This is a genomic window from Actinacidiphila sp. DG2A-62 (genome assembly GCF_035825295.1).
Taxonomy (GTDB): domain Bacteria; phylum Actinomycetota; class Actinomycetes; order Streptomycetales; family Streptomycetaceae; genus Actinacidiphila.
The window spans coordinates 2,051,574-2,073,699 of record NZ_JAYMGI010000002.1; the positions used below are offsets into that span (position 1 = coordinate 2,051,574).

A 22,126-nucleotide genomic window follows, 5' to 3' on the forward strand; every position below is an offset into this window, starting at 1 on the left:
TCAGGCTCCCTTCTGCGGGACGAGCTGCAGATAGATCGCCGTGAGCACGACGTTGACCAGGAACAGCAGCAGGAAGGTGATGACCACGGACTGGTTGACCGCGTCGCCGACGCCCTTTGGGCCGCCCTTGGGGTGCAGGCCGCGGTAGGCGGCGACGATGCCGGCGATGAAGCCGAAGACCAGCGCCTTGATCTCGCTGATGTACAGGTCGGGCAGCTGGGCCAGCGCCGAGAAGCTGGACAGGTACGCGCCGGGCGTGCCGTGCTGCATGATCACGTTGAAGAAGTAGCCGCCGAGGGTGCCGACCACCGAGACCAGGCCGTTGAGGAAGACCGCGACGAGCATGGTGGCCAGCACCCGCGGCACGATCAGCCGCTGCACCGGCGAGACGCCCATCACCTCCATCGCGTCCAGTTCCTCGCGGATCTTGCGGGAGCCGAGGTCGGCGCAGATGGCGCTGCCGCCCGCGCCGGCGATGAGCAGCGCCACGATCAGCGGGCTGGCCTGCTGGATGACGGCCAGCACGCTGGCCCCGCCGGTGAACGACTGCGCGCCCAACTGCTGGGTGAGCGAGCCGACTTGCAGAGCGATGACGGCGCCGAACGGGATGGACACCAGTGCCGCGGGCAGGATCGTGACGCTGGCGACGAACCAGAACTGCTCGATCAGCTCGCGTACTTGGAACGGACGGCGGAAGGTGTCGCGCACGGTGGTGGCGGCCAGCGTCATCAACTGGCCGGTCTCGCGCAGCGCTCCGGTGCCCGGCACGGACCTGCGGGGGCGGGCGGCCGGCACGGCGGCGGGCGGGCGCGGCGGCGCGGTCATGCGGGCTCCCCCTGCGGGGTGTGCGGGGCCAGCCCGGTCTTGATCGCCTCGCGGGCGGCGGCGGGCAGCGTGTCCCACATGGACAGCACCCGGGCGCGGTGCCGCTGGACGGCGCGCCGGGCCGGCAGCCCGGGGCTGGGTTCGAGCTGCGGCACGATCCGCGGCGGGCCGCCGGGGCCGATGCCGCCGAGACCGCCGGGGCCGCCGTCGAGCTGCTCGCGGGCGATGAGCGCCTCGTCCTTCTCCTCGGACATGCCGATCGGGCCGGACCTGCGCCCGGACAGGAACTGCCGGACCACCGGCTCCTGACTGGTCAGCAGCAGCTCGCGGGGGCCGAAGGCGACCAGCTCGCGGCGGAAGAGCATGCCCATGTTGTCCGGCACGGTCGCGGCGATGTCGAGGTTGTGGGTGACGATCAGCATCGTCGCGTCGATCTGCGCGTTGAGGTCGATGAGCAGTTGGGAGATGTAGGAGGTGCGCACCGGGTCCAGGCCGGAGTCCGGCTCGTCGCACAGGATGATCTGCGGGTCGAGCACCAGCGCGCGGGCCAGCCCGGCGCGTTTGCGCATGCCGCCGGAGATCTCGCCGGGCAGCTTGCCCTCGGCGCCGAGCAGGCCGACCATGTCGATCCGCTCCATGACGATGCGGCGGATCTCCGACTCCTTCTTGCGGGTGTGCTCGCGCAGCGGGAAGGCGATGTTGTCGAAGAGGTTCATCGAGCCGAACAGCGCGCCGTCCTGGAACATCAGGCCGAAGAGCTTGCGGGCCTCGTAGATGTCGCGCTCGGGGCTGTTCACCATGTCGACGCCGTCGACGAGCACCCGGCCGCGCTCGGGTTTGAGCAGGCCGATGACGGACTTGAGGAAGACCGTCTTGCCGGTCCCGGAGGGGCCGAGCATCACGCTGACCTCGCCGGCCGGCAGCGTGAGCGTCACGTCCTGCCAGACGTTCTGTGTGCCGAACGACTTCGTCAGTCCCTCGACGGTCACTTCGATTCCCATGGCACCTCCCTGGGGGCGACGTTGGTGCGGCGGTGGTGCGGCGGTGGTACGGCGGCGGTACGGATCGGTGCGGGTGCGGATCGGTGGCGGGCGCGGTCGGTGGCGGGTGCGATCAGTGGCGGCGCTGCGGCAGTTGCGGGATCTGGATCTCCGGCTGGCAGGTGGTCTCGGGGACGTTGACCGGGTCGCACAGCCGGCCCTGGGAGAGGTTGAGGGTGTTGCCGGGGCCGGACAGCGACGCGGTGAACAGCGCGTCGAGGTCCTCCCCGTGCGAGCGGCAGCCGGTGAAGGGCGGGACGACGAGGTTCTCGTCGATCAGCGGGCCGCCGTTGACGATGTCGTAGTCGGGCTTGCCGTCGCCGCCGGGCAGGTAGTCGTCCTCGCGGCCCTTGAGCTCGACGTCGACGGGGGTGGCGGTGCGGCAGTTCGGACCGACGTCCAGCGGGGTGCCGTTGATCCGCACGTCGTGCACCCGGATCTCCTGGTAGCCGCCGATGGTGGTGAGGATCGGCTGGTCGAAGAAGGTGTCGCCGCTCTGCACGACCGTCATCAGGCCCTTGGGCACGAACTCCACCGACGCGGTGGTCGGCATGAAGCCGTAGGTGAGGAAGGTGGCCTTCGACGGCGGCAGCGTCAGGTCGAGGACCGAGTCGACCTCGACGTACTCGTTGGTGAAGTCCAGCACCTTGCGGCGGCCGCCGTTGACCTCGGCCATCACCGGGTGGGCGTGCGGGTCGTTGACGATCATCGCGCCGTTGAGCTTGTTGACGTTGGAGAAGCCGACCGCGAAGCCGCACATCGGGGCGTCGGGGAAGGCCGGCTGGCCGGGCATCGGCAGGACGATCGCGGTGGAGCCGGTGGGCGGCAGCCGCTTGGGGTCCGGGTCGCCGGTGGGCGTCTTGCCGCAGGTGGTCAGGCCCGAGTGGACCGTGCCGTCCTGCGGGAGGATGGCGCCGGGCCGGCCGGCCGCGGTGTTGGCGCCCGTGGCGCCGGGCGCGCCCGGGGAGGTGCCGCCGGCGGTGGGGGTGCGTCCGGCGGACGCCGAACCGCCGGGGCCGGGTGTGCCGGGCGCGGCGCCGGACACCGGGACGGTGGCCAGCGCGGTGTCCTGGCCGGGGGCGGGGGCGCAGTCGCCGAGGAGGTCGGCGCCGCCGCCGGAGCCCGAGCCGGTGGTGCCGCCGGAGCCGGAGCCCGCGGCGTCCCCGGAGCCGGAACCGGAGCCGGCGCCGAGCCGGCGGTGCCGGCCGTGCCTGCTGTGCCGGTGGCGCCCGCGGTGTCCGCCGCGTCCGCGGACAGGGCGGCCGCGTGGCTGCCGGTGCCGGTGCCGGTGCCCGAGGCACTGTCCGAGCCGGCGGCCGTACCGCTGTCCGTACCGCTGCCCGCACCGCCGTCCGAGGCCGTACCCGTGCCGGAGCCCGTGGAGCCGCCGCTCGCGCCGGCCGAGTCCGTCGACCCGGTCGAACCCGCCGAGCCCGCCGAGCCCGCCGAGCCGCCGCCCGTGCCGCCCGCGGAACCGCCGGAGGCCGATCCGCCGGCCGGCGGCGTACCGCCCGGACTCCCCCGGAGGACGCCGCGGCCTGCGGGTGCAGCGTCAGCGCGAGCGCCGCCGGGTGGAAGACCACGTCGCCCCCGGCGCTGACGGTGACCGCGGGGACCGTGCCGGTGAGCTTCAGCGCCAGGTCGCCGGTGCCGGACACCGGCGTGGCGCCGGCGGTCAGGCCCGGCCAGTCCGCGTCGGCGGCCGAGCCGCCCTGGGTGATGTGCGCGGTGAGATCGCCTGTCGCGGTGACCGCGATCGTGCCCGCGGGCAGCATCGCGGTGACGCCCGCGCGCGGAATGGTGACGGTCATGGCGAGGTCGCCGGGCTGAATCGGTTTTCCGCTCCGTCCGGCCGCCGGGAATTCCTGCCGGAATGCCACGGTGACGTCCTGCGCCCCCGAAGCGAAACGGCACGCGTACGCCATGGACAGCTCTCCCCCGCCCCCGCTCGCCACCGAGTCCGTCCCGGGGAGCAACCCTGCCACCAGCGCGGCCGTGGCGACGGCGGCGAGCCGCACCGTTCGGCGCGCTCCCAGGCCACCCCTCATCTAGGACTCCTCACGGCAGGCTCGGCGCCAGGACATTACGTGCGGGTAATAAATCCGGGCAAGTGATCGAACAGCCGAAGCTGCGACGGGTTGTGCGCGGTCGGATTTCTTGTCATTCGATGACAAGGGAAAAGCGGAATTTTGTCGTCCAGTGAGTACGGCGGAGTGACCGCGTACTCACGTCGCAGCGCACGCGCCTCCGCCGCCGGACGCCGGACGCCGGGCGCCGGGCGCCGGGCGCCGGGCGCCGGATGTCGGATGTCGGATGCCGCTCCATCGGGACAGGGACCCGGCCCCGGGTCACGGGGCGGGGTCCCTGCCGATGCGGTCCGGCCGCGGCGGCCGCGGCCGGTGGGGGTGCGTCAGATCACGGGGAGGTGATCTGCAGGGTGGCCGGGCTCAGGGCGTAGTCGCCCTTGTACGAGACCGCGTCACCGGAGTTGATCAGGCCCAGGCAGATGCCCGAGACGTTCCACGCGTGCAGGTTGCCGGTGCCGAGCAGCGACAGCACGTGGGTGGTGTTGTTGTACTTGACGTCGAGCGTGGCGGTGCTGCCGCTGGTCGCGCCGCCGAAGTCGGCGGTGCAGCCGGCACCGCTGATGTGCGCCTTGACGCCGGTGATCGTGCCGGTGGTGACCGGGCTGGCGTAGCTGACCGCGTTGATCGCCCACGGCAGGTTCTGCGCGGCGACGCTGAAGGTGATGCCCAGCGGGCCGGAGCAGCTGGTCCAGGTGACGGCGGAGATGGACCCGATGCCGGTGCCGGACGCGCCGCTGGCGTTGGCCGCGGAGCCGGTGGCGGTCGAGGTGGTGCACTTGAGCTGGGTGCCGGTGGAGCTGTCGGTCAGCGTGGAGTTGGTGGATTTGCCGGTGAAGCTGCCTCCTCCGGTGACGGTCCACGTGCCGGCGGCGGACGCCGGAGAGGCCGCCAGACCCACCGCCGCGGCGAGCGCGGCGCCGGTGACGAGACTGCTCTTGGTGAGGGTGGAGAGCTTGCGCACGGGCTGGTCCTTCCTGGGAGTTTGCGTGCCGGTCAAACCGCGAGTCCTCGCAGCTGAGCGGGAATTCGGTTGCGACTCACTGGCTGGGACGCCGGGTACCGATTCCGGTCGGTCGCCCTTGCGCTGCTGGACGTTACGCACGGGTAACCGAGGCGCGCAATAATCGAGTCGAAGATTCTCGGCCGCACCCTACCGGCGGGTATTTTTCTGTCACCCGGGCAACAGTCCCGACCGGTTTTTTGTGAAGAAGTGAGCAATGTAGCCCCGGCCGGGTCCGCACTCCCGGCCAACTCCGCCGGCCGCGGCCCGGCCACTTTTCCGGCCCTTCCCGGGCGCTTTCCGGCACATCCCCCGCGCCTGCCGGCTTCGCCCCGCACAGCCCCCGCGCGGCGCGGTACGGTCTGCCCACGGACGCCGCGGAGCCCAGTGCCCGCACGGGCCGACAACGTTTGCGTGTTCGGGGTGCTGCGCTCCGTGCACGATTGGTCTATCTTGCAGCAAGGTCACCGACGCGACGCTGCGTGGGGGGAAGGGGGACGTGGATGACCGTCATGCGGCAGACCCCGGATCAGACGGAAGCCATGGGACCCATGGGTCCGATACCGCGCGAGTTCGCCGCCGTGATGCGCCCGGAACTCCCCAGTCTTTTAGAAGAGATGGCCGCTGAAATCGTCGCCGCGATCCCCGAATACGGACCGCTGCTCGAAGGCCCCAACGGCCGCGTGATCAAAATCGGGATCGAGCAGAGCATCGCCACATTCGTGGACCGGGTGGCGGCGCCCACGGCGACCACCGCGCTGCGCGACGACCTGTGCCGGCAGTTCGGCCGCTTCGAGGCGTACGAGGGCCGCAGCCTGGACAGCCTGCAGTCGGCGTACCGGATCGGCTGCCAGGTGGCGCTGCGCCGGGTGCGCACCGTCGGCCGCCGCTACAGCCTCTCCGCCTCCTTCATGCTCACCTTCGCCGACGCGCTCTTCGCGTACATGGGCGATCTCGCCGAACTCTCCCGCGAGGGCTACGTCCAGGCGCTGGAGGAGCTGGGCGAGGAGCCGGACAACCGGCGCAGGCGGCTGCTGCGGCGCATCCTCGGCGGCGCCGCGGTGGCCCGCGGCGCGCTCGCCGAACTCGCCGACCACTCCGGCTGGCCGCTGCCCGAGGAGGTGACGCTGGTCGCGCTCGCCCCGGGCAGCCGCCCCTCGCGCGCCGCGCTCGACCGGGACCTGCTGGTGGACTTCGCCGACCCCGAGCCGCACCTGCTGATCCCCGGGCCGCTGACCCCGGCGCGGCGCGAGAGCCTGGCCGCCGCGCTCGACGGCTGCCGCGCCGCGGTGGGCCTGACCACCGCGCTCGGCGAGGCCGCCGACTCGCTGCGCTGGGCCCGGCACACGCTGGCGCTCGCCGAGTCGGGCATCATCTCCCCCGCCGGCGGCGCGAACGGGACGGGCGGCGCGAACGGGATGGGCGGCGCGAACGGAACCGGCGGGACCGCGACCGGCGCCGCCACCGAGGCCAGGACCACGGCCATGACCGAAGCCGGGACCGGGGCCGCCTCCGCGGACGGGGGCGGCGTCCTGCTCAGCGAGGACCACCTGCTGCCGCTGTGGCTGCTCGGAGACTCGGCGCTGGCCGACCAGATCGCCACGAAGTACCTCGCCCCGCTGGTCGGGCTGACCCCGGCCCAGCGCAGCCGGCTGATCGACACCCTGCGCATCCGGCTCACCACCCGCGGCACCGCCGCCCAGGTTGCCGAGTTGCTCGGGGTGCACCCGCAGACCGTCCGCTACCGGCTGCGCATCCTGGACCGGGCCTTCGGCGACCAGCTCGCCGACCCCGATGACCGGTTCGCCACCGAGATCGCCCTGCGCGCGCTGCACCTGCGCGAGCACGGCGAGGGCGGCGGCGCCCGCACGAGTCCCCCGCGGGGCCCCGCGCCGGCAACCGCCGCCCCTGAGCGGGCGGGCGCGCGGGCGTCGCGCGCCGTCCGGCGACGCCCGCCGCCGCCCGGACCGTTACGAGGCGTACGCCTCCAGCTCGGAGAGCCGACCGGCCTGGCCCGTGTTCCCGGTGAACGTCAGCCGCAGGTAGCGGGTGCTCGCAGGCCGTAGGCGACGTCGACGGCGTTCCGTGAGAAGGGAACCCGGTCGCTCAAGAGGTTCCGCACACGCTAGGGAGGGTGGACACATCCCAGCAATATGTCGATCAGATTTCGCAAAATCTGGATGACTTGCAGAGATCACGCAAATTGACCGCAAGAAACTTGCGCCTCCTGTACTAGAATCGACGCCATGACACGACGACTTGCCGAGGTGGCAAAGAAGGTCGGGGTGAGCGAGGCCACCGTCAGCCGGGTGCTGAACGGGAAGCCGGGAGTCTCCGACGCCACACGGGCCGCGGTGCTCACCGCCCTTGACGTGCTCGGATACGAACGGCCCACCCAGCTGCGCGGGGAACGCGCCCGCCTGGTCGGCATGGTCATGCCCGAGCTGCAGAACCCGATCTTCCCGGCCTTCGCGGAGGTGGTCGGGGGGCGCTCGCCCAGCAGGGCTTCACACCGGTGCTGTGCACCCAGACCGCCGGCGGGGTCTCGGAGGCCGACTACGTGGAGCTGCTGCTCCAGCAGCACGTCTCCGGCGTGGTCTTCTTCGGCGGCCTCTACGCCCAGGCCGAGTCCCCGCACGACCACTACGCGCGGCTGGCCGAGCGCAACCTGCCGACCGTGCTGATGAACGCCGCCATCGACCACCTGGACTTCCCGCGGGTCTCCTGCGACGACGCGGTGGCGGTGGAGCAGGCGATGAACCATCTGATCTCGCTGGGCCACCAGCGGATCGCCCTGGTGCTGGGCCCGCCGGACCACGTGCCGTCGCGGCGCAAGCTCGCCGCCGCCCGCCGGGTCGACCCCTCGGTGACCGTCGAGCACGCGCTGTTCACCCTGGAGGGCGGCCAGGCCGCCGCCAGCCGGCTGCTGTCCCGCGGCATCACCGCGTTCATCTGCGCCTCCGACCTGCTGGCGCTGGGCACCATCAGAGCCGCGCGCCGCCGCAGGCTGTCGGTTCCCGAGGACGTGTCGGTGATCGGCTACGACGACTCCTCGCTGATGAACTGCACCGAGCCGCCGCTGACCACGGTCCGCCAGCCGATCGAGGCGATGGGCCGGGCCGCGGTGGACCTGCTGGCCGGCGAGATCAGCGGCGCCTCGGTCGACCACGACGAGCTGTTCTTCGAGCCGGAGCTGGTGGTGCGCGGCTCCACCGGACCGGTCCGCGACGCCGCCCGCATCCCGCACCCGGAGGCTCGCGCGAACGCCTGACCCGGGGTCCGCGACCTGCGGCGACGGCGGCGCCGGGGGTCGGGAGAGCGCTCTCCCGACCCCCGGCGCCGCCGCGCGTCCGCCCCCGGAGCCATCGAGCGACCGGTCCCCCATCGCCCCACTGTCACCGCCGCCCCCGTGACCAAGTCGTGTCTTTGCGAAATTCACGCGACATCTTGCGGACATCTATCGGGTTAAGTACGTTGAGCCAACCCGGGACGGCGGCGCAGCACCTGCGCCGGACATCATGGCCGCCATGTGCCACGGGGGTCCCAGAGTGCAGTCCAACGACGCGCAGTGGTTCAGGGGAAGGGTTTGCGAAATGAGCAGAATCGGCTACCGCAGACTGGTGGCGGTCGCGCTGGTCACAGGCATCGGCCTGGCCGGCGCGGCGTGTTCCAGCGACAAGAAGGACGACTCCGGCAGCAAGGCCAGCAGCGCTTCGGCCGGGACCCCCTTGGACCCCAAGACCAAGGTCACCATCAGCGTCGACTGTGAGCCGCCGACCACCAAGAAGGCCGAGCGCAAGCAGTGGATCGACGACGTCGCCGAGTTCAACAAGACGTACCCGAACGTGACGATCAAGAGCAAGGACACGTTCCCCTGCGAGGACCCGGACAAGTTCACCGCCCAGCTCCAGGGCCAGTCCGAGACCGACGTCTTCTACAGCTACGTCACCGACCTCAACCAGGTCCTCGACGCCGGCCAGGCCGCCGACATCAGCGCGTACGTCAACGACAAGACGGTGCCGAACCTCAAGGACATCGACCCCAACGTCCTGAACATCCTCAAGGACGACGGCAAGCTCTACGGCCTGCCCACCACGAACTACTCGATGGGCCTGATCTACAACCGCAAGATCTTCAAGGAGGCCGGCCTCGACCCCGACCGGCCGCCGACCACCTGGGACGAGATCCGGCAGGACGCCAAGGTCATCCAGGACAAGCTGGGCAGCAAGGGCATCCACGGCTTCTTCGAGTACGGCGCCGGCAACCAGGGCGGCTGGCACCTGACATCCGCGCTCTACGGCGCCGGCAACAACGTGGTCAGCCAGGACGGCACCAAGGCCGCGTTCAACGGCCCCGAGGCCACCCAGATCCTGCAGACCATCCACGACATGCGCTGGGTCGACAACAGCATGCCGGCCAGCCCCGGCAAGGCGTGGGGCGAGAGCCAGAAGGCGATGGGCGCCGGGCAGATCGGCATGTACCTCGCCGCCCCCGACGACATCCAGCTGATGGTCCAGCAGTACGGCGCGAACTACGACGACCTCGGCATGGCGCCGATCCCCGGCGGCAAGACCTCGCTGATGGGCGGCAACGACTACTTCTTCAAGAAGTCGGACAGCCCGGACCAGATCAAGGCCGGCATCGCCTGGATCAACTTCAAGTTCCTGACCCTGAAGAAGGGCCAGTTCAACTACGCCCGCAACAAGGCGGACGGCATCCCGGTCGGCCTGCCGCAGCCGTTCTTCTTCACCGGCCAGGCCAAGGCCACCGACACCGCGGACAAGACCCAGTACGCCACCGTCCCGGTCGCCAACTACAAGAGCTACGTGGACGCGCAGGTGCCGGTGAAGGCCGAGCCGCCGAACGCGCAGAAGCTCTACACCGTGCTGGACACCGTGATGTCCGGTGTGCTGACCGACAAGAACGCCAACATCGGCAAGCTCCTGTCCACCGCCTCCAGCCAGGCGGACCAGCTGCTGGCCGCCGGCCAGTAGCAGCGCAGCCCGCGGGGGCCGGTCGGCGACCGGCCCCCGCGGGCGCGACACGGACGCGCCCCGCGCACCGCGCCCGGGCCCCGTGCGCCCTGTCCGCACCGTTCCCAGCCGAGGAGCCCCCATGGCGGCGACGACCGTCCCCGAGAAAACGACCAAGCGCCACGCCGGGCGCGCATCGGGCCCGCAGCCCGCAGGCGGCCGCCGGGGCCTGAGCCGCACGGTGGCCCACAACCTCCAGGCCTACGGGTTCCTGATCGGCGCGATCCTCTGCTTCGGCCTGTTCTCCTGGTACCCGATGGTCCGGGAGTTCATCATGAGCTTCCAGCAGACCAGGCGCGGCGTGACCAGCTGGGTCGGCCTGCACAACATCAAGACCGTCTACCACGACCCGTACTTCTGGACGGCGTGGAAGAACACCGCCGAATTCACCCTCTACGCGCTGGTGATCGGTTTCGCGGTGCCGTTCTTCGTGGCCATCCTGCTCAACGAGCTGCGGCACGCGCGGGCTTATCTGCGCATTCTGGTCTACCTGCCGGTGATGCTCCCGCCGGTGGCCGGCGCGCTGCTGTTCAAGTACTTCTACAACCCCGAGTACGGGCTGTTCAACCACATCCTGTCGTTCTTCCACCTGCCGACGTCGCAATGGCTGGACTCCTCGCACACGGCGATGATCTCGGTGGTGATCGCGGCGACCTGGATGAGCATGGGCAGCGCCACGCTGATCTACCTGGCCGCGCTGCAGAACATCCCCGGTGAGCTGTACGAGGCCGCCGACCTGGACGGGGCAGGCCTGTGGAGCAAGATCTGGCACGTCACGATCCCGCAGACCCGGCTGGTGCTGTCGCTGATGCTGCTGCTGCAGATCGTGGCGACGATGCAGGAATTCACCAACGTGTACCTGATGGCCGGCGGAAACGGCCCGGAGAACTCCACGATGACCGTGGTCTACATGGTCTACCAGTACGGATACCGCTACAACAACTTCGGCGGCGCCGCAGCGCTCGGCCTCTTCCTGCTCCTCGTACTCGCCGGATTCTCCGCCCTGTACGCACGGCTGAGCCGGAACAGCGACTAGGAGGGATCGCGTCATGGCAGAATTCACCCCCCAGAACCGGACGCTGATCTCCTCGGCGTCGCTGGCCCGGCGCAAGGGCAAGATCGTCTACTGGACCGTGCTGTCGGTGGTGCTGGTCGTCTTCACGCTGGTCTTCGTCGGCCCGCTGTACTGGATGGCGACCAGCGGCTTCAAGTCGGTGCACGAGGTGCTGCACAACCCGCCGACGCTCTTCCCGCACCACGCCCAGCCGTCCAACTACAAGACGGCCTGGACGCAGCTCAAGCTCGCCCGGCTGCTGTGGAACACCCTGTACTACGCCTTCGGCGCGCTCGCCTTCCAGCTGGTCTTCGACGTCTCCGCGGCCTACGCGCTGTCCAAGCTCCGCCCGGTGCTGGGCAACGTGATCCTGGGCGCGATGCTCGCGACGCTGATGATCCCGGCCGCGGTGCTGATCATCCCGCAGTACATGACCGTGCTCGACCTGCCGCTGCTGCACGTCAACCTGATCAACCACCCGTGGGCGATCTGGCTGCCGACGGTCGCCAACGGCTTCAACATCTTCCTGCTCAAACGCTTCTTCGACTCGATCCCGAACGACCTGATGGCGGCCGCCGCGATCGACGGCGCGGGCCCGACCCGCACGCTGGTGTCCATCGTGCTGCCGATGTCCCGGCCGATCCTCGGCGTGGTGTCGATCTTCGCGGTGGTGAACGTCTGGAAGGACTTCCTCTGGCCGATGCTGGTGGAGCCCGACCCGACGAAGCAGCCGATCAACATCGGCATCAACTCGCTGTCCCAGGGCGTGCCGCAGAACGTGCTCATCGCGGCGCTGGCGATCTCCGCGGTGCCGACGCTGCTGATCTTCCTGCTCTTCCAGCGCAACATCATGTCCGGCCTGACGGCGGGCAGCCTCAAGGGCTGACCGCCCGCGCGTCCCGCACCCGCGCACCCCGCACGACGTACGCACCACCCATCAGCACTCCGCCGCCGGTCCCTCCATCCGATCCCCGCCAACCGGGGCCGGCGGCGGGGTCCCACCTGCCCGAAAGGACGTTGACGTGGCAGACACCCCTCAGCCCGAGGCCGACGAGAACTGGTGGCGCGGCGCGGTCATCTACCAGGTCTATCCGCGTAGCTTCGCCGACAGCAACGGCGACGGGACCGGCGACCTCGCCGGGGTGCGGTCCCGCCTCCCGTACCTGGCCGAGCTGGGCGTCGACGCCCTGTGGTTCAACCCCTGGTACCCCTCGCCGATGGCCGACGGCGGCTACGACGTCGCCGACTACCGGGACGTCGAACCGGTCTTCGGCACCCTCGCCGAGGCCGAGAAGCTGATCTCCGAGGCCCTGGCGCTGGGCATCAGGACGATCATCGACATCGTGCCCAACCACATCTCGGCCGCGCACCCGTGGTTCCGCGAGGCGCTGGCCGGCGGGCCCGGCCACCCGGCCAGGGAACGGTTCTGGTTCCGGCCCGGGCGCGGCGAGCACGGCGAACTGCCCCCGAACAACTGGCCCTCGCAGTTCGGCGGGCCAGCCTGGACCCGCACCACCGACCCGGACGGCACGCCCGGCGACTGGTTCCTGAACCTCTTCGACTCCGAGCAGCCCGACCTCAACTGGAACCACCCGCAGGTGCGGGCCGAGCACGAGGACATCCTGCGGTTCTGGTTCGACCGCGGCGCCGGCGGGGTGCGCATCGACTCGGCCGCGATGGTCTGCAAGGACCCGCTGCTGCCCGACCTGACCGACGACCCGGCCGCGCCGCACCCGTACATCGACCGCGACGAGCTGCACGACATCTACCGCTCCTGGCGGCGGGTGGCCGACGCGTACTCGGCCGGCTCGGGGACGGCTGCCGACAACAATGTCCGGCCCGGTGGGGCGCCGCGCACCCGCATCCTGGTCGGCGAGGTGTGGCTGCCGGACGCCGAGCGGTTCGCCCGCTACCTGCGGCCCGACGAGATGCACACCGCGTTCAACTTCGACTTCCTGTCCTGCCCGTGGGAGCCGGAGCGGCTGCGCGCCTCGATCGACGTGACGCTGGCCGCGCACGCGCCGGTGAGGGCGCCGGCCACCTGGGTGCTGTGCAACCACGACGTGACGCGCACCGTCACCCGCTACGGCCGCGCGGACACCGGCTTCGACTTCGCCACCAAGGCGTTCGGGGTGCCCACCGACCTGGAGCTGGGCACCCGGCGGGCCCGGGCGGCCGCGCTGCTGACGCTCGCGCTGCCCGGCTCGGTCTACCTCTACCAGGGCGAGGAGCTGGGCCTGCCGGAGGTCGAGGACATCCCGGTGGAGCGGCTGCAGGACCCGATGTACCTGCGCTCGGGCGGCGCCAACCCGGGCCGCGACGGCTGCCGGGTGCCGCTGCCGTGGTCCGGCGACCGCGCGCCGTTCGGGTTCGGTCCCGCCGGGTCGGCCGAGCCGTGGCTGCCGCAGCCGGCGGACTGGGCGGCGCGCACCGCCGAGGTGCAGGCCGCGGACCCGGCGTCGATGCTGTCGCTGTACCGGGCGGCCATCGCGCTGCGCAAGGCGGAGCCGGGCCTCGGCGACGGGCCGCTGGAGTGGCTGGCCGCGGCGCCGGGCGTGCTCGCCTTCCGCCGCGGCGAGCGCTTCTCCTGCGTGGTCAACCTCTCCCCCGAGGCCGTGGAGCTGCCGCCGCACGGCGAGCTGCTGCTCACCTCCGGGCCGCTCACGCCCGAGGGGAGGCTGCCGCGGGACACCGCGGTCTGGCTGCGCGACTGAGCCGCCGCCGATCCCGCGTCCGCTCCGGGGCCCGCGATCCGTCGCGGGCCCCTTCGCCGTGCCCGGGCCCGCGTCCCGAGCCCGCGTCCCGAGCCCGAGTCCCGAGCCCGAGTCCCGGCCCGCGTCCGGACCCGCGGCCCAGGCCCAGGCCCGCCGTCCAGGCTTTGCCGGATCTTTACGATACGAGACGGGGCCGTATCGAAAATCACCGTACGCTTGTTCTCATGGCTGCTACCTCGACGACTCCGGGCCCCGCCGCGGGCTCCACCGTTCCGGAGGCGATCCACCGACGCCGGTGGGCGATCCTCACCGTGCTGCTGTTCAGCCTGCTCGTAGTGGTGCTGGACAACTCCATCCTCAATGTGGCGATGAAGACGATCGCCCAGCCCTCCCCCACCGGCCTGGGCGCGACCCAGAGCGAGCTGGAGTGGGCGATCAACTCCTACACCCTGGTCTTCGCCGGCCTGCTGTTCACCGCGGGCCTGCTCGGCGACCGGCTCGGACGCAAGAAGGTGCTGCTCTTCGGCATGTTCGTGTTCGGCGCGGGCTCCGCGCTGTCCGCGTTCGCCGGCTCGGCGGGCGAACTCATCGCCTGGCGCGGAGTGATGGGCCTCGGCGGCGCGTTCATCATGCCCGCCACCCTCGCCATCATCATGAACGTCTTCGAGCGCGAGGAGCAGCCGCGCGCGATCGGCATCTGGGCCGGTGTAGTCGGCCTCGCGATCGCGGTCGGCCCGATCACCGGCGGCGTGCTGCTGCAGCACTTCTGGTGGGGCTCGGTCTTCCTGGTCAACGTCCCGATCGTGATCGCCGGTCTGATAGCGATGTTCGTCATCGTTCCGGACTCCAAGGACCCCAGGCCCGGCAAGCTCGACCCGGTCGGCGTGCTCACCTCGATCGCCGGCCTGGTGCTGCTGATCTACGGCATCATCAAGGGCGGCCAGTACGGCGACTTCACCCGCCCCGAGGTGTGGGTCACCTCCCTGGCCGGCGTGCTCGTGCTGGCCGGCTTCGTCTGGTACGAGTCGCGCAGCGACCACCCGGCGCTGGACGTCCGGTACTTCAAGAAGCGGCAGTTCTCCGCCTCCGTGGCGGCGATCGGCCTGGTCTTCTTCGCGCTGATGGGCGTGACGTTCTTCATCGTCTTCTACACCCAGTCCGTCCGCGGCTACAGCGCCCTGCAGTCCGGCCTGCTGCTGCTCCCGCTGGCCGCCGCGCAGATGGTCTTCGCGCCGCGCGCCCGGATACTCGTGGACCGGATCGGCGCCCGGCTGGTGTGCGCCGGCGGCATGGCGCTGACCGGCATCGCCTTCCTCGGCTTCCTGCTGCTCGGCCAGAGCACCCCGATCTGGGTGCTGGAGGTCCTGTTCTTCCTGATGGGCACGGCCATGGCGCACGTCATGCCGCCGGCCACCGTGATGATCATGTCCTCGCTGCCGCGGGAGAAGGCGGGCTCCGGCTCGGCGGTCAACAACACCTTCCGTCAGGTCGGCGGTGCGCTGGGCGTCGCGGTGCTCGGCTCGCTGATGTCCACGCTGTACCGCAACGGGATCGACGACCACCTGAACGCGCTGCCCCCGTCCGCCCGGCACGCCGCGGGCGAGTCGATCGAGGCCACGCTCGGCGTCGCGGACCGGCTCGGCCCGCGCGGCCAGTCGCTGGTGCAGCCCGCCAACGACGCGTTCCTGCACGCCATGCACATCACCGCGGCGGCCTCGGCCGGCGTGGCGCTCTTCGGCGCGCTGGTCGCGCTGCTCTTCCTGCCGCCCAAGGCCGCGCCCGAGAAGGCCGCGCCGCGCGACACCGAGGAACGCGACATGGTGGGTGCAGAGCAGTGACCTCTCCGCACCACCCGCACCACCCCGCTCAGGAGCAGGAGTCCGGCGCCAGGGACACCAAGGACGCCGCCGCGGCCCAGGTCATCGCGGCGGGGCCGGGCACGGGGCCGGACGCGGACGCCGGGTGCGCAGCCCTCTCGGTGTCCGCGTCCCGGCGCGGCCGACCCCGGGACGCCGGCGTCGAGCAGAGCGTCGTGGACACCGTGCTGCGGCTGGTCTCGGAGGGGACGAGCTTCGCCGAGCTGTCGATGGAGCGCATCGCCCGCGAGGCCGGCGTCGGCAAGGCGACGGTCTACCGACGCTGGCCCAACAAGGACGCGCTGCTGCTCGACGTGATCGCCGTCGCGGAGACCGCGCCGCCCCACAAGAAGCGGACCGGCGTGCTGCGCACGGACCTGATCTCGGCCGTGGAGTACATCCGGCAGCGCAGCCTGGCCAAGCGGGAGTCGGCGCTGCTGCGGTCGATACTCGCGCAGGTGCACAGCAACAGCGTGCTCTGGCAGCGCTATCACGACACCGTGGTGGCCAAGCGCCGCCACCTGCTGATGGACCTGCTGGAGGACGGCATCGCCTCCGGGGAGATCCGCCCCGACCTGGGCGACGACGTGGACCTGCTGTGCGACATGGTGGTCGGCCCGGTCCTCGCCCGCGCCACCCTGCGTCCCGGCGCGGCCCTGCCCGAGGACCTGGCCGAACGCGTCGTGGACACGCTGCTCACCGGAATGAGGCCGCGCCCCTGAGTATGTGATGGTCTTGTCACAGGCCACCCGAACGCAGCACATCGCGGAACCCATGACCCCCCGCGGCCCGTCGGTTCACATATCGACCCCGTAGGGTCGGGAGCACATCCGGCACGGCAGCGAGGTTGGCTCATGACGCAGGCGTACGGCGGCACGGAAGCGACTCAGGACGGCGAGCCCGTGTCGCATCCGGCCCCTGCGCCGGGGCCGCGCGGCGCACGCACCCGTTTTCTGCGCTGGTGGCGCCCGGAGGGCATGTGGCGGCGCGGCATCGTCACCGCGGCCCTGGCCGTGGTGCTGACGCTGCTGCTGTTCCTGCACTCCGACATCCCCAACCGGATAGGGAATCTGGGCAGTCTGCTGGAGACGTTCCTGCCCTGGGTGGGGCTGGCGATCCCGGTGCTGCTGGCGGTCGCCGTGGCGCGCCGCTCGGCGACCGCGCTGATCGCGCTGCTGCTGCCGATCGCGGTGTGGCTGAACCTCTTCGGCGGTCTGGTCGCACCCAAGTCTGCCTCCGGCGGCGACCTCATGGTGCTGACGCACAACGTCAACGCCGAGAACCCCGACCCGGACGGCACCGCCCGCGACGTGGCCGCGGCGGGTGCGGACGTGGTGGCGCTGGAGGAGCTGGCGGTCAGCGAACAGCCGCGTTACGTCAGGGATCTCAAGGCGGCGTACCCGTACCACTCGGTGCAGGGCACGGTCGGGCTGTGGAGCAAGTACCCGATCAGTGGGGTGCGGGCGGTGGATATCCGGATGGGCTGGACCCGGGCGATGCGCGCCGCGGTCGCCACCCCGCACGGCACGGTCGCGGTCTATGTGGCCCATCTGCCGTCGGTACGGGTGAAGTTCGACGCCGGGTTCACCGCGAATCAGCGGGACCGGGCCGCGGACGCGCTCGGGCACGCCATAGCGTCCGAGCCGCTGCACAGCGTGGTGCTGCTCGGCGACCTCAACGGCACCATGAACGACCGGGCGCTGGCGTCGGTGACCTCGCAGCTGCGCTCGACCCAGGGCGCGGCGGGCAACGGCTTCGGCTTCAGCTGGCCGGCGTCCTTCCCGATGGCCAGGATCGACCAGATCCTGGTCAAGGGCGTCGACCCGCGGTCCTCGTGGACCCTGCCGAGGACGGGCAGCGACCACCTCCCGGTCGCCGCCCGCCTGCAACTGCCGTAGCCTGCCGACCGCTACGAGCGCTGCGGGCCCTCGCCCTCGCGCCACAGGTCGGTGATCGGCAGCCGGCGGTCCTTGCCGAAGCCCTTCGGCGAGATCTTGGTGCCCGGCGGGTACTGCCGCCGCTTGTACTCGGCGGTGTCGGTGAGCTTCAGCACCCGCGTCACCAGCTCCGGGTCGAAGCCGGCCGCGACGATCGCCTCGCGGCCCTGGTCGCGGTCCACGTACAGCTCCAGCACCCGGTCCAGCACGTCGTAGTCCGGCAGCGAGTCGGTGTCGACCTGGCCGGGGCGCAGTTCGGCGCTCGGCGGCTTGGAGATGGAGTTCTCCGGGATCGGCGGGACCTGGCCGCGGGCCGCCGCGTCGTCGTTGCGCCAGCGGGCCAGCCGGTAGACCAGCGTCTTGTAGACGTCCTTGATCGGCCCGTACGCGCCGACCGAGTCGCCGTAGAGGGTGGAGTAGCCCACCGCCAGCTCGCTCTTGTTGCCCGGCGCGAGCACGATGTGGCCCTCCTGGTTGGAGATGGCCATCAGCGTCACGCCGCGCAGCCGCGACTGGAGGTTCTCCTCGGCCAGCCCGGTCAGCTTCAGCGCGTCCATGTAGGCGTCGAACATCGGCGCGATGGGCACGGTGCGCAGGTGCAGGCCGGTGCGGTGGGCGAGTTCCGCCGCGTCGCCCTTGGAGTGCTCGGAGGAGTAGGCGGAGGGCATCGACACGCCGTGGACGTTGTCGGCGCCGATCGCGTCGCAGGCGATGGCGGCGACCAGCGCGGAGTCGATGCCGCCGGACAGGCCGATCAGCACCGAGCGGAAGCCGTTCTTGCGGACGTAGGCGCGCAGGCCGGTGACCAGCGCGCCGTAGACCTCGGCCTCGTAGCCCAGCGGTTCGGCCTGCCGGCCGGGGAACTCCTTCTTGTGCTGCTTGACCGGCTTGTCGGAGAGCGTGACGTGCTGGACCCGCATCCCGTCGGCGACCTGGCCGCTGGGGGCGGTGCCCTTCGCCGCCGGCAGGTCGAGGTCGAGGACCACGCTCTCCTCGTGGAACTGCGCGGCGCGCGCGATCACGCCGCCCTCCCGGTCGACCACGATCGTGTCGCCGTCGAAGACCAGCTCGTCCTGGCCGCCGACCATGGCCAGGTAGGCGAGCGTGCAGCCGGCCTCGGCGGCCCGCCGGCGGACCAGCTCCAGCCGGGTGTCGTCCTTGTCCCGCTCGTACGGGGAGGCGTTGATCGACAGCAGCAGCCCGGCGCCGGCCTCGCGGGCGCCGGGCACCCGGCCGCCGTCCTGCCACAGGTCCTCGCAGATCGCCAGCGCCACGTCGACGCCGCGGACCCGGACCACCGGCATGGTGTCGCCGGGCACGAAGTAGCGGAACTCGTCGAAGACGCCGTAGTTGGGCAGGTGGTGCTTGGCGAAGCGCAGCGCGACGCGGCCCTGGTGCAGCACGGCGGCGCAGTTCTGCGGCGCGCGGCTGGCTGGCCGTAGGTCGGGCGGGCGCTCTCGCTGCGGCCGAGGTAGCCGACCACCACCGGCAGCTCCCCCAGGCCCTCGGCGGCCAGCCGTTCGGCCAGCGCCACCAGCGCGGAGCGGCTGGCCTCGACGAAGGAGGCGCGCAGCGCCAGGTCCTCCACCGGGTAGCCGGTCAGCATCATCTCCGGGAAGGCCGTCAGGTGGGCCCCCTGCTCGGCGGCGCGCCGCGACCACGTGACCACCGCCTCGGCGTTCCCGGCGATGTCGCCGACGGTGGAGTCGATCTGATTCAGGACGATCCGTAGGTGAGCCACCCCGCCATCATAATCGTCACACCGACGCGATGTCGCGTGCGGGCGTCCCCGCGCCGCTGTCTGCCGCGTCACGCCGCGCACGGCTTTCCGCGGCCGGGGCGGCGTGCCAGCATGGAAGTGGTCCGGGGACGCCGTCAGGGCGCCTCGAGATGACATGAAGGAGCCGTCACCATGACGCAACTTCCTGCTGCCCAGAAGACGCCCGCGGCGTCCTCCGGCACGGACAACCCCAAGGCGCTCTACGGGGGCTCGGGAACCCGCCGCATCACCGTGCGGGACCTGGCGCTGGCCAAGGAGCGCGGCGAGAAGTGGCCGATGCTCACCGCCTACGACGCGATGACCGCCTCGGTGTTCGACGAGGCCGGCATCCCGGTGCTGCTCGTCGGCGACTCGATGGGCAACTGTCACCTGGGCTTCGACACCACCGTCCCGGTGACGCTGGACCACATGGCGATGCTGGCCGCCGCCGTGGTCCGCGGCACCAGCCGGGCGCTGATCGTGGGCGACCTGACCTTCGGGTCGTACCAGGAGGGCCCGGTCCAGGCGCTGCGCAGCGCGACCCGGCTGGTCAAGGAGGCCGGGGTCGGCGCGGTGAAGCTGGAGGGCGGCGAGCGCTCGCTGGCCCAGACCGAGGCGATCGTGCAGGCCGGCATCCCGGTCATGGCGCACTTGGGCCTGACCCCGCAGTCCGTCAACACGCTCGGCTACCGGGTGCAGGGCCGCGGCGACGAGGCGGCGCACCAGCTGATCCGCGACGCCAAGGCGGCGCAGGAGGCCGGCGCGTTCGCGGTGGTGCTGGAGCTGGTGCCGGCCGAGGTGGCGGCCGAGGTCACCGCCTCGCTGCACATCCCGACGATCGGCATCGGCGCGGGTCCCCACACCGACGCGCAGGTCCTGGTGTGGACGGACATGGCCGGGATGACGTCGGGGAAGGTGCCGCGCTTCACCAAGCAGTACGCCGACCTGCGGCGGGTGCTCGGCGACGCGGCGAAGGCGTACGCGGACGAGGTGGTCGGCGGGGCGTTCCCCGCGGAGCAGCACACGTTCCACTGACGTCCGCGGGCGGTCGGCGGCAGGTCGGGCGGACCCCGCGCTCCCGGCGGGGCGGTCCCGCGCTGCCGGCAGGTCCGGCGGCGTCCGGCGGTTTCCGCGCGTCCCCGCGGTTTCGTCGGGTCCGGCGCATCTGGTGCGAGACTTCCGGGTTGCTTCCGTTTTGCCGCCGTGACGTTTGAGACATCCCGGCCTTCCGTGCGTACAAGGGGGTGGCGCCGCCGACGGGCGGCGCCGCTCCCGGAACCACAGGAACCGCCATGACCGTCCGGACCGCCCGCGTCCACCAGCTTGCGCCGACCGCCGCCGAGGGCCGCTGATGGCCCGGTCCGCGCCACCCGAACTCGACCGGCGGCGGTCCGTACGGCAGGATGCCGCCGTGGACGGACCACCCCTGGAGCCTCCCGACCCGGCCGGCCCGCCGTCCGGGCCCTCGTCGGGTCCGCAGCCCGAGGAAGAGCTCATGCGGGCCCTGTACCGGGAGCATGCGGGCGCGCTGTTCGCGTATGTGCTGCGCCTGGTCGCCGGCGACCGCTTCCTCGCCGAGGACGTGGTGCAGGAGACGCTACTGCGCGCCTGGAAGAGCGCCGCGAGCCTGGACCCGTCGGCGCGCTCGCTGCGCCCGTGGCTGGTGACGGTGGCCCGCAGGATCGTGATCGACACCCACCGCAGCCGCAGCGCCCGCCCCCAGGAGACGTCGCCCGCCGCCTTGGAGCAGATGCCGGCGCACGACGAGATCGAGCGCTCGCTGCGGCTGATGACCATCTCCGACGCGTTCCAGGATCTCACCGCCGCCCACCGCCAGGCGCTGGTCGAGACGTACTTCCGCGGCCGTACGGTCAGCGAGGCGGCGCAGGAGCTCGGGCTGCCGCCGGGGACCGTCAGGTCCCGGGTGTTCTACGCACTGCGCGCGCTGCGGAACGCGCTGGAGGAGAGAGGGGTGACGACCTCGTGAACCCGCATGTGGACGTGGGCGCCTACCTGCTCGGCGCGCTGGACGACGCGGAGATGACGGCGTTCGAGGAGCACCTCGCCGAGTGCGACGCGTGCGGGCGGGAACTGGACGAGCTGAGCGGCGTGCTGCCGGCGCTCCAGGAGCTGCGCGAGGACGGCGTCGGCCCGGTCGCGGGCACCTTCGCCGGTGCGGGCGGCGGTACGGGCGGCCGTACGGGCGGGCCGGGCGCCGCGGGCGGCTTCGCCGCGGCGGTCGCGGACGGCTCGGCGTTCGCCGGCCCGCCCAGCGGCGACGGCCTGCTGGAGCGGCTGCTGGCCACCGTCGCGAACGAGCGCAGGACCCGCAGGCGCCGCCGCCTGGTCGCGATGGCCGCGGCCGCGGTGCTGGTGGTCGGCGGCCCGGCGATCGCGGTCGTGGCGACCTCGGACGACGGCCACGGCACGCCCGCGGCCTCGGCGGACTGGAAGGCCAGCGACCGCGGCACCGGCGTCTCCGCGGACGTCGCGATCAGCGACCGCGCCTGGGGATCGGCGGTGGACCTGAAGCTGACCGGCGTCTACGGGCCGAAGATCTGCCGCCTGGAGGCCGTCGGCTTCGACGGCGGCAAGCAGACCGCGGCCACCTGGTCGGTGCCTCCGGACGGCTACGGCACCCGGCACCACCCCCTGCCGCTGACCGTGCACGGCGCGTCCGGGCTGCACAAGGACGCGATCAGCCGGTTCGACGTGCGCGCCTCGGACGGCACGCTGCTGGTGAGCATCCCGGACCGCAGCTCGCCGCCGAGCGACGAGCCGCGCCGCCAGACCGGGGAGTGACCCCGGGCCGCCGACAGGC

The 22,126-nt window shown here is 71.8% G+C and carries 16 protein-coding genes and 3 pseudogenes; 12 read left to right on the forward strand and 7 right to left on the reverse strand.

Annotated features, from left to right (window positions below; genetic code table 11):
* From VSR01_RS09070 to VSR01_RS09090, 5 genes and pseudogenes are all read right to left on the reverse strand, one after another.
* Complete coding sequence (locus VSR01_RS09070; protein WP_326448735.1) at positions 1-825, reverse strand: MlaE family ABC transporter permease; 825 nt, start codon at positions 823-825, stop codon at positions 1-3.
* Positions 822-1,826: an ABC transporter ATP-binding protein gene (locus VSR01_RS09075; RefSeq protein ID WP_326448736.1), complete on the reverse strand. Its 1,005-nt coding sequence runs from the start codon at positions 1,824-1,826 to the stop codon at positions 822-824. The genes VSR01_RS09070 and VSR01_RS09075 overlap by 4 nt, the downstream gene beginning before the upstream one ends.
* A gap of 112 nt (positions 1,827-1,938) precedes the next feature.
* Complete coding sequence (locus VSR01_RS09080) at positions 1,939-2,910, reverse strand: hypothetical protein (protein ID WP_326448737.1); 972 nt, start codon at positions 2,908-2,910, stop codon at positions 1,939-1,941.
* A gap of 541 nt (positions 2,911-3,451) precedes the next feature.
* Positions 3,452-3,913 (reverse strand): annotated as a pseudogene (locus VSR01_RS37690) (DUF6801 domain-containing protein); the annotation flags it as partial.
* A gap of 367 nt (positions 3,914-4,280) precedes the next feature.
* Entirely contained in the window at positions 4,281-4,913 is a 633-nt protein-coding gene (locus VSR01_RS09090) for a hypothetical protein (RefSeq protein ID WP_326448739.1), read from the reverse strand.
* 590 nt (positions 4,914-5,503) lie between these two features.
* On the opposite strand from VSR01_RS09090, the gene VSR01_RS09095 reads away from it, so the two are divergent.
* The 9 genes and pseudogenes from VSR01_RS09095 to VSR01_RS09135 all read left to right on the forward strand — a co-directional run bounded on the left by VSR01_RS09095 (position 5,504) and on the right by VSR01_RS09135 (position 17,507).
* Entirely contained in the window at positions 5,504-7,018 is a 1,515-nt protein-coding gene (locus VSR01_RS09095) for a helix-turn-helix domain-containing protein (RefSeq protein ID WP_326448740.1), read from the forward strand.
* Between the two features lie 180 nt (positions 7,019-7,198).
* A pseudogene (locus VSR01_RS09100) lies at positions 7,199-8,223 on the forward strand (LacI family DNA-binding transcriptional regulator).
* 322 nt (positions 8,224-8,545) lie between these two features.
* A complete protein-coding gene (locus tag VSR01_RS09105; RefSeq protein WP_326448741.1) occupies positions 8,546-9,946 on the forward strand; it encodes an ABC transporter substrate-binding protein in 1,401 nt (466 codons plus the stop codon).
* A 121-nt stretch (positions 9,947-10,067) separates the two neighbouring features.
* Positions 10,068-11,021 carry a carbohydrate ABC transporter permease gene (locus tag VSR01_RS09110; RefSeq protein ID WP_326448742.1) on the forward strand — a complete coding sequence of 318 codons (954 nt, stop codon included), beginning with the start codon at positions 10,068-10,070 and terminating at the stop codon, positions 11,019-11,021.
* Between the two features lie 13 nt (positions 11,022-11,034).
* Positions 11,035-11,925, forward strand: a complete 891-nt coding sequence (locus tag VSR01_RS09115; RefSeq protein ID WP_326448743.1) for a carbohydrate ABC transporter permease — start codon at positions 11,035-11,037, stop codon at positions 11,923-11,925.
* 136 nt (positions 11,926-12,061) lie between these two features.
* Positions 12,062-13,753 carry a glycoside hydrolase family 13 protein gene (locus VSR01_RS09120; RefSeq protein WP_326448744.1) on the forward strand — a complete coding sequence of 564 codons (1,692 nt, stop codon included), beginning with the start codon at positions 12,062-12,064 and terminating at the stop codon, positions 13,751-13,753.
* Between the two features lie 224 nt (positions 13,754-13,977).
* Positions 13,978-15,591: an MFS transporter gene (locus VSR01_RS09125; RefSeq protein ID WP_326448745.1), complete on the forward strand. Its 1,614-nt coding sequence runs from the start codon at positions 13,978-13,980 to the stop codon at positions 15,589-15,591.
* Complete coding sequence (locus VSR01_RS09130; protein ID WP_326448746.1) at positions 15,588-16,331, forward strand: TetR/AcrR family transcriptional regulator; 744 nt, start codon at positions 15,588-15,590, stop codon at positions 16,329-16,331. The genes VSR01_RS09125 and VSR01_RS09130 overlap by 4 nt, the downstream gene beginning before the upstream one ends.
* 255 nt (positions 16,332-16,586) lie before the next feature.
* On the forward strand, positions 16,587-17,507 hold the full coding sequence (locus VSR01_RS09135) for an endonuclease/exonuclease/phosphatase family protein (protein ID WP_442785659.1): 921 nt from the start codon (positions 16,587-16,589) through the stop codon (positions 17,505-17,507).
* Positions 17,508-17,518: 11 nt separating this feature from the next.
* Here the strand turns inward: VSR01_RS09135 and VSR01_RS09140 are convergent, their stop codons facing one another.
* Positions 17,519-18,949 carry an NAD+ synthase gene (locus VSR01_RS09140; RefSeq protein ID WP_442785423.1) on the reverse strand — a complete coding sequence of 477 codons (1,431 nt, stop codon included), beginning with the start codon at positions 18,947-18,949 and terminating at the stop codon, positions 17,519-17,521.
* Between the two features lie 170 nt (positions 18,950-19,119).
* A pseudogene (locus tag VSR01_RS37695) lies at positions 19,120-19,443 on the reverse strand (nitrilase-related carbon-nitrogen hydrolase); the annotation flags it as partial.
* Positions 19,444-19,458: 15 nt separating this feature from the next.
* Here VSR01_RS37695 and panB point away from each other — a divergent pair.
* From panB to VSR01_RS09155, 3 genes are all read left to right on the forward strand, one after another.
* Positions 19,459-20,340: a 3-methyl-2-oxobutanoate hydroxymethyltransferase gene (gene panB / locus VSR01_RS09145; protein ID WP_326448748.1), complete on the forward strand. Its 882-nt coding sequence runs from the start codon at positions 19,459-19,461 to the stop codon at positions 20,338-20,340.
* Between the two features lie 316 nt (positions 20,341-20,656).
* Positions 20,657-21,292, forward strand: a complete 636-nt coding sequence (locus tag VSR01_RS09150) for a sigma-70 family RNA polymerase sigma factor (RefSeq protein WP_442785424.1) — start codon at positions 20,657-20,659, stop codon at positions 21,290-21,292.
* Entirely contained in the window at positions 21,289-22,107 is an 819-nt protein-coding gene (locus tag VSR01_RS09155) for an anti-sigma factor family protein (RefSeq protein WP_326448749.1), read from the forward strand. Before VSR01_RS09150 ends, VSR01_RS09155 begins: the two co-directional genes overlap by 4 nt.
* Positions 22,108-22,126 lie beyond the last annotated feature (19 nt).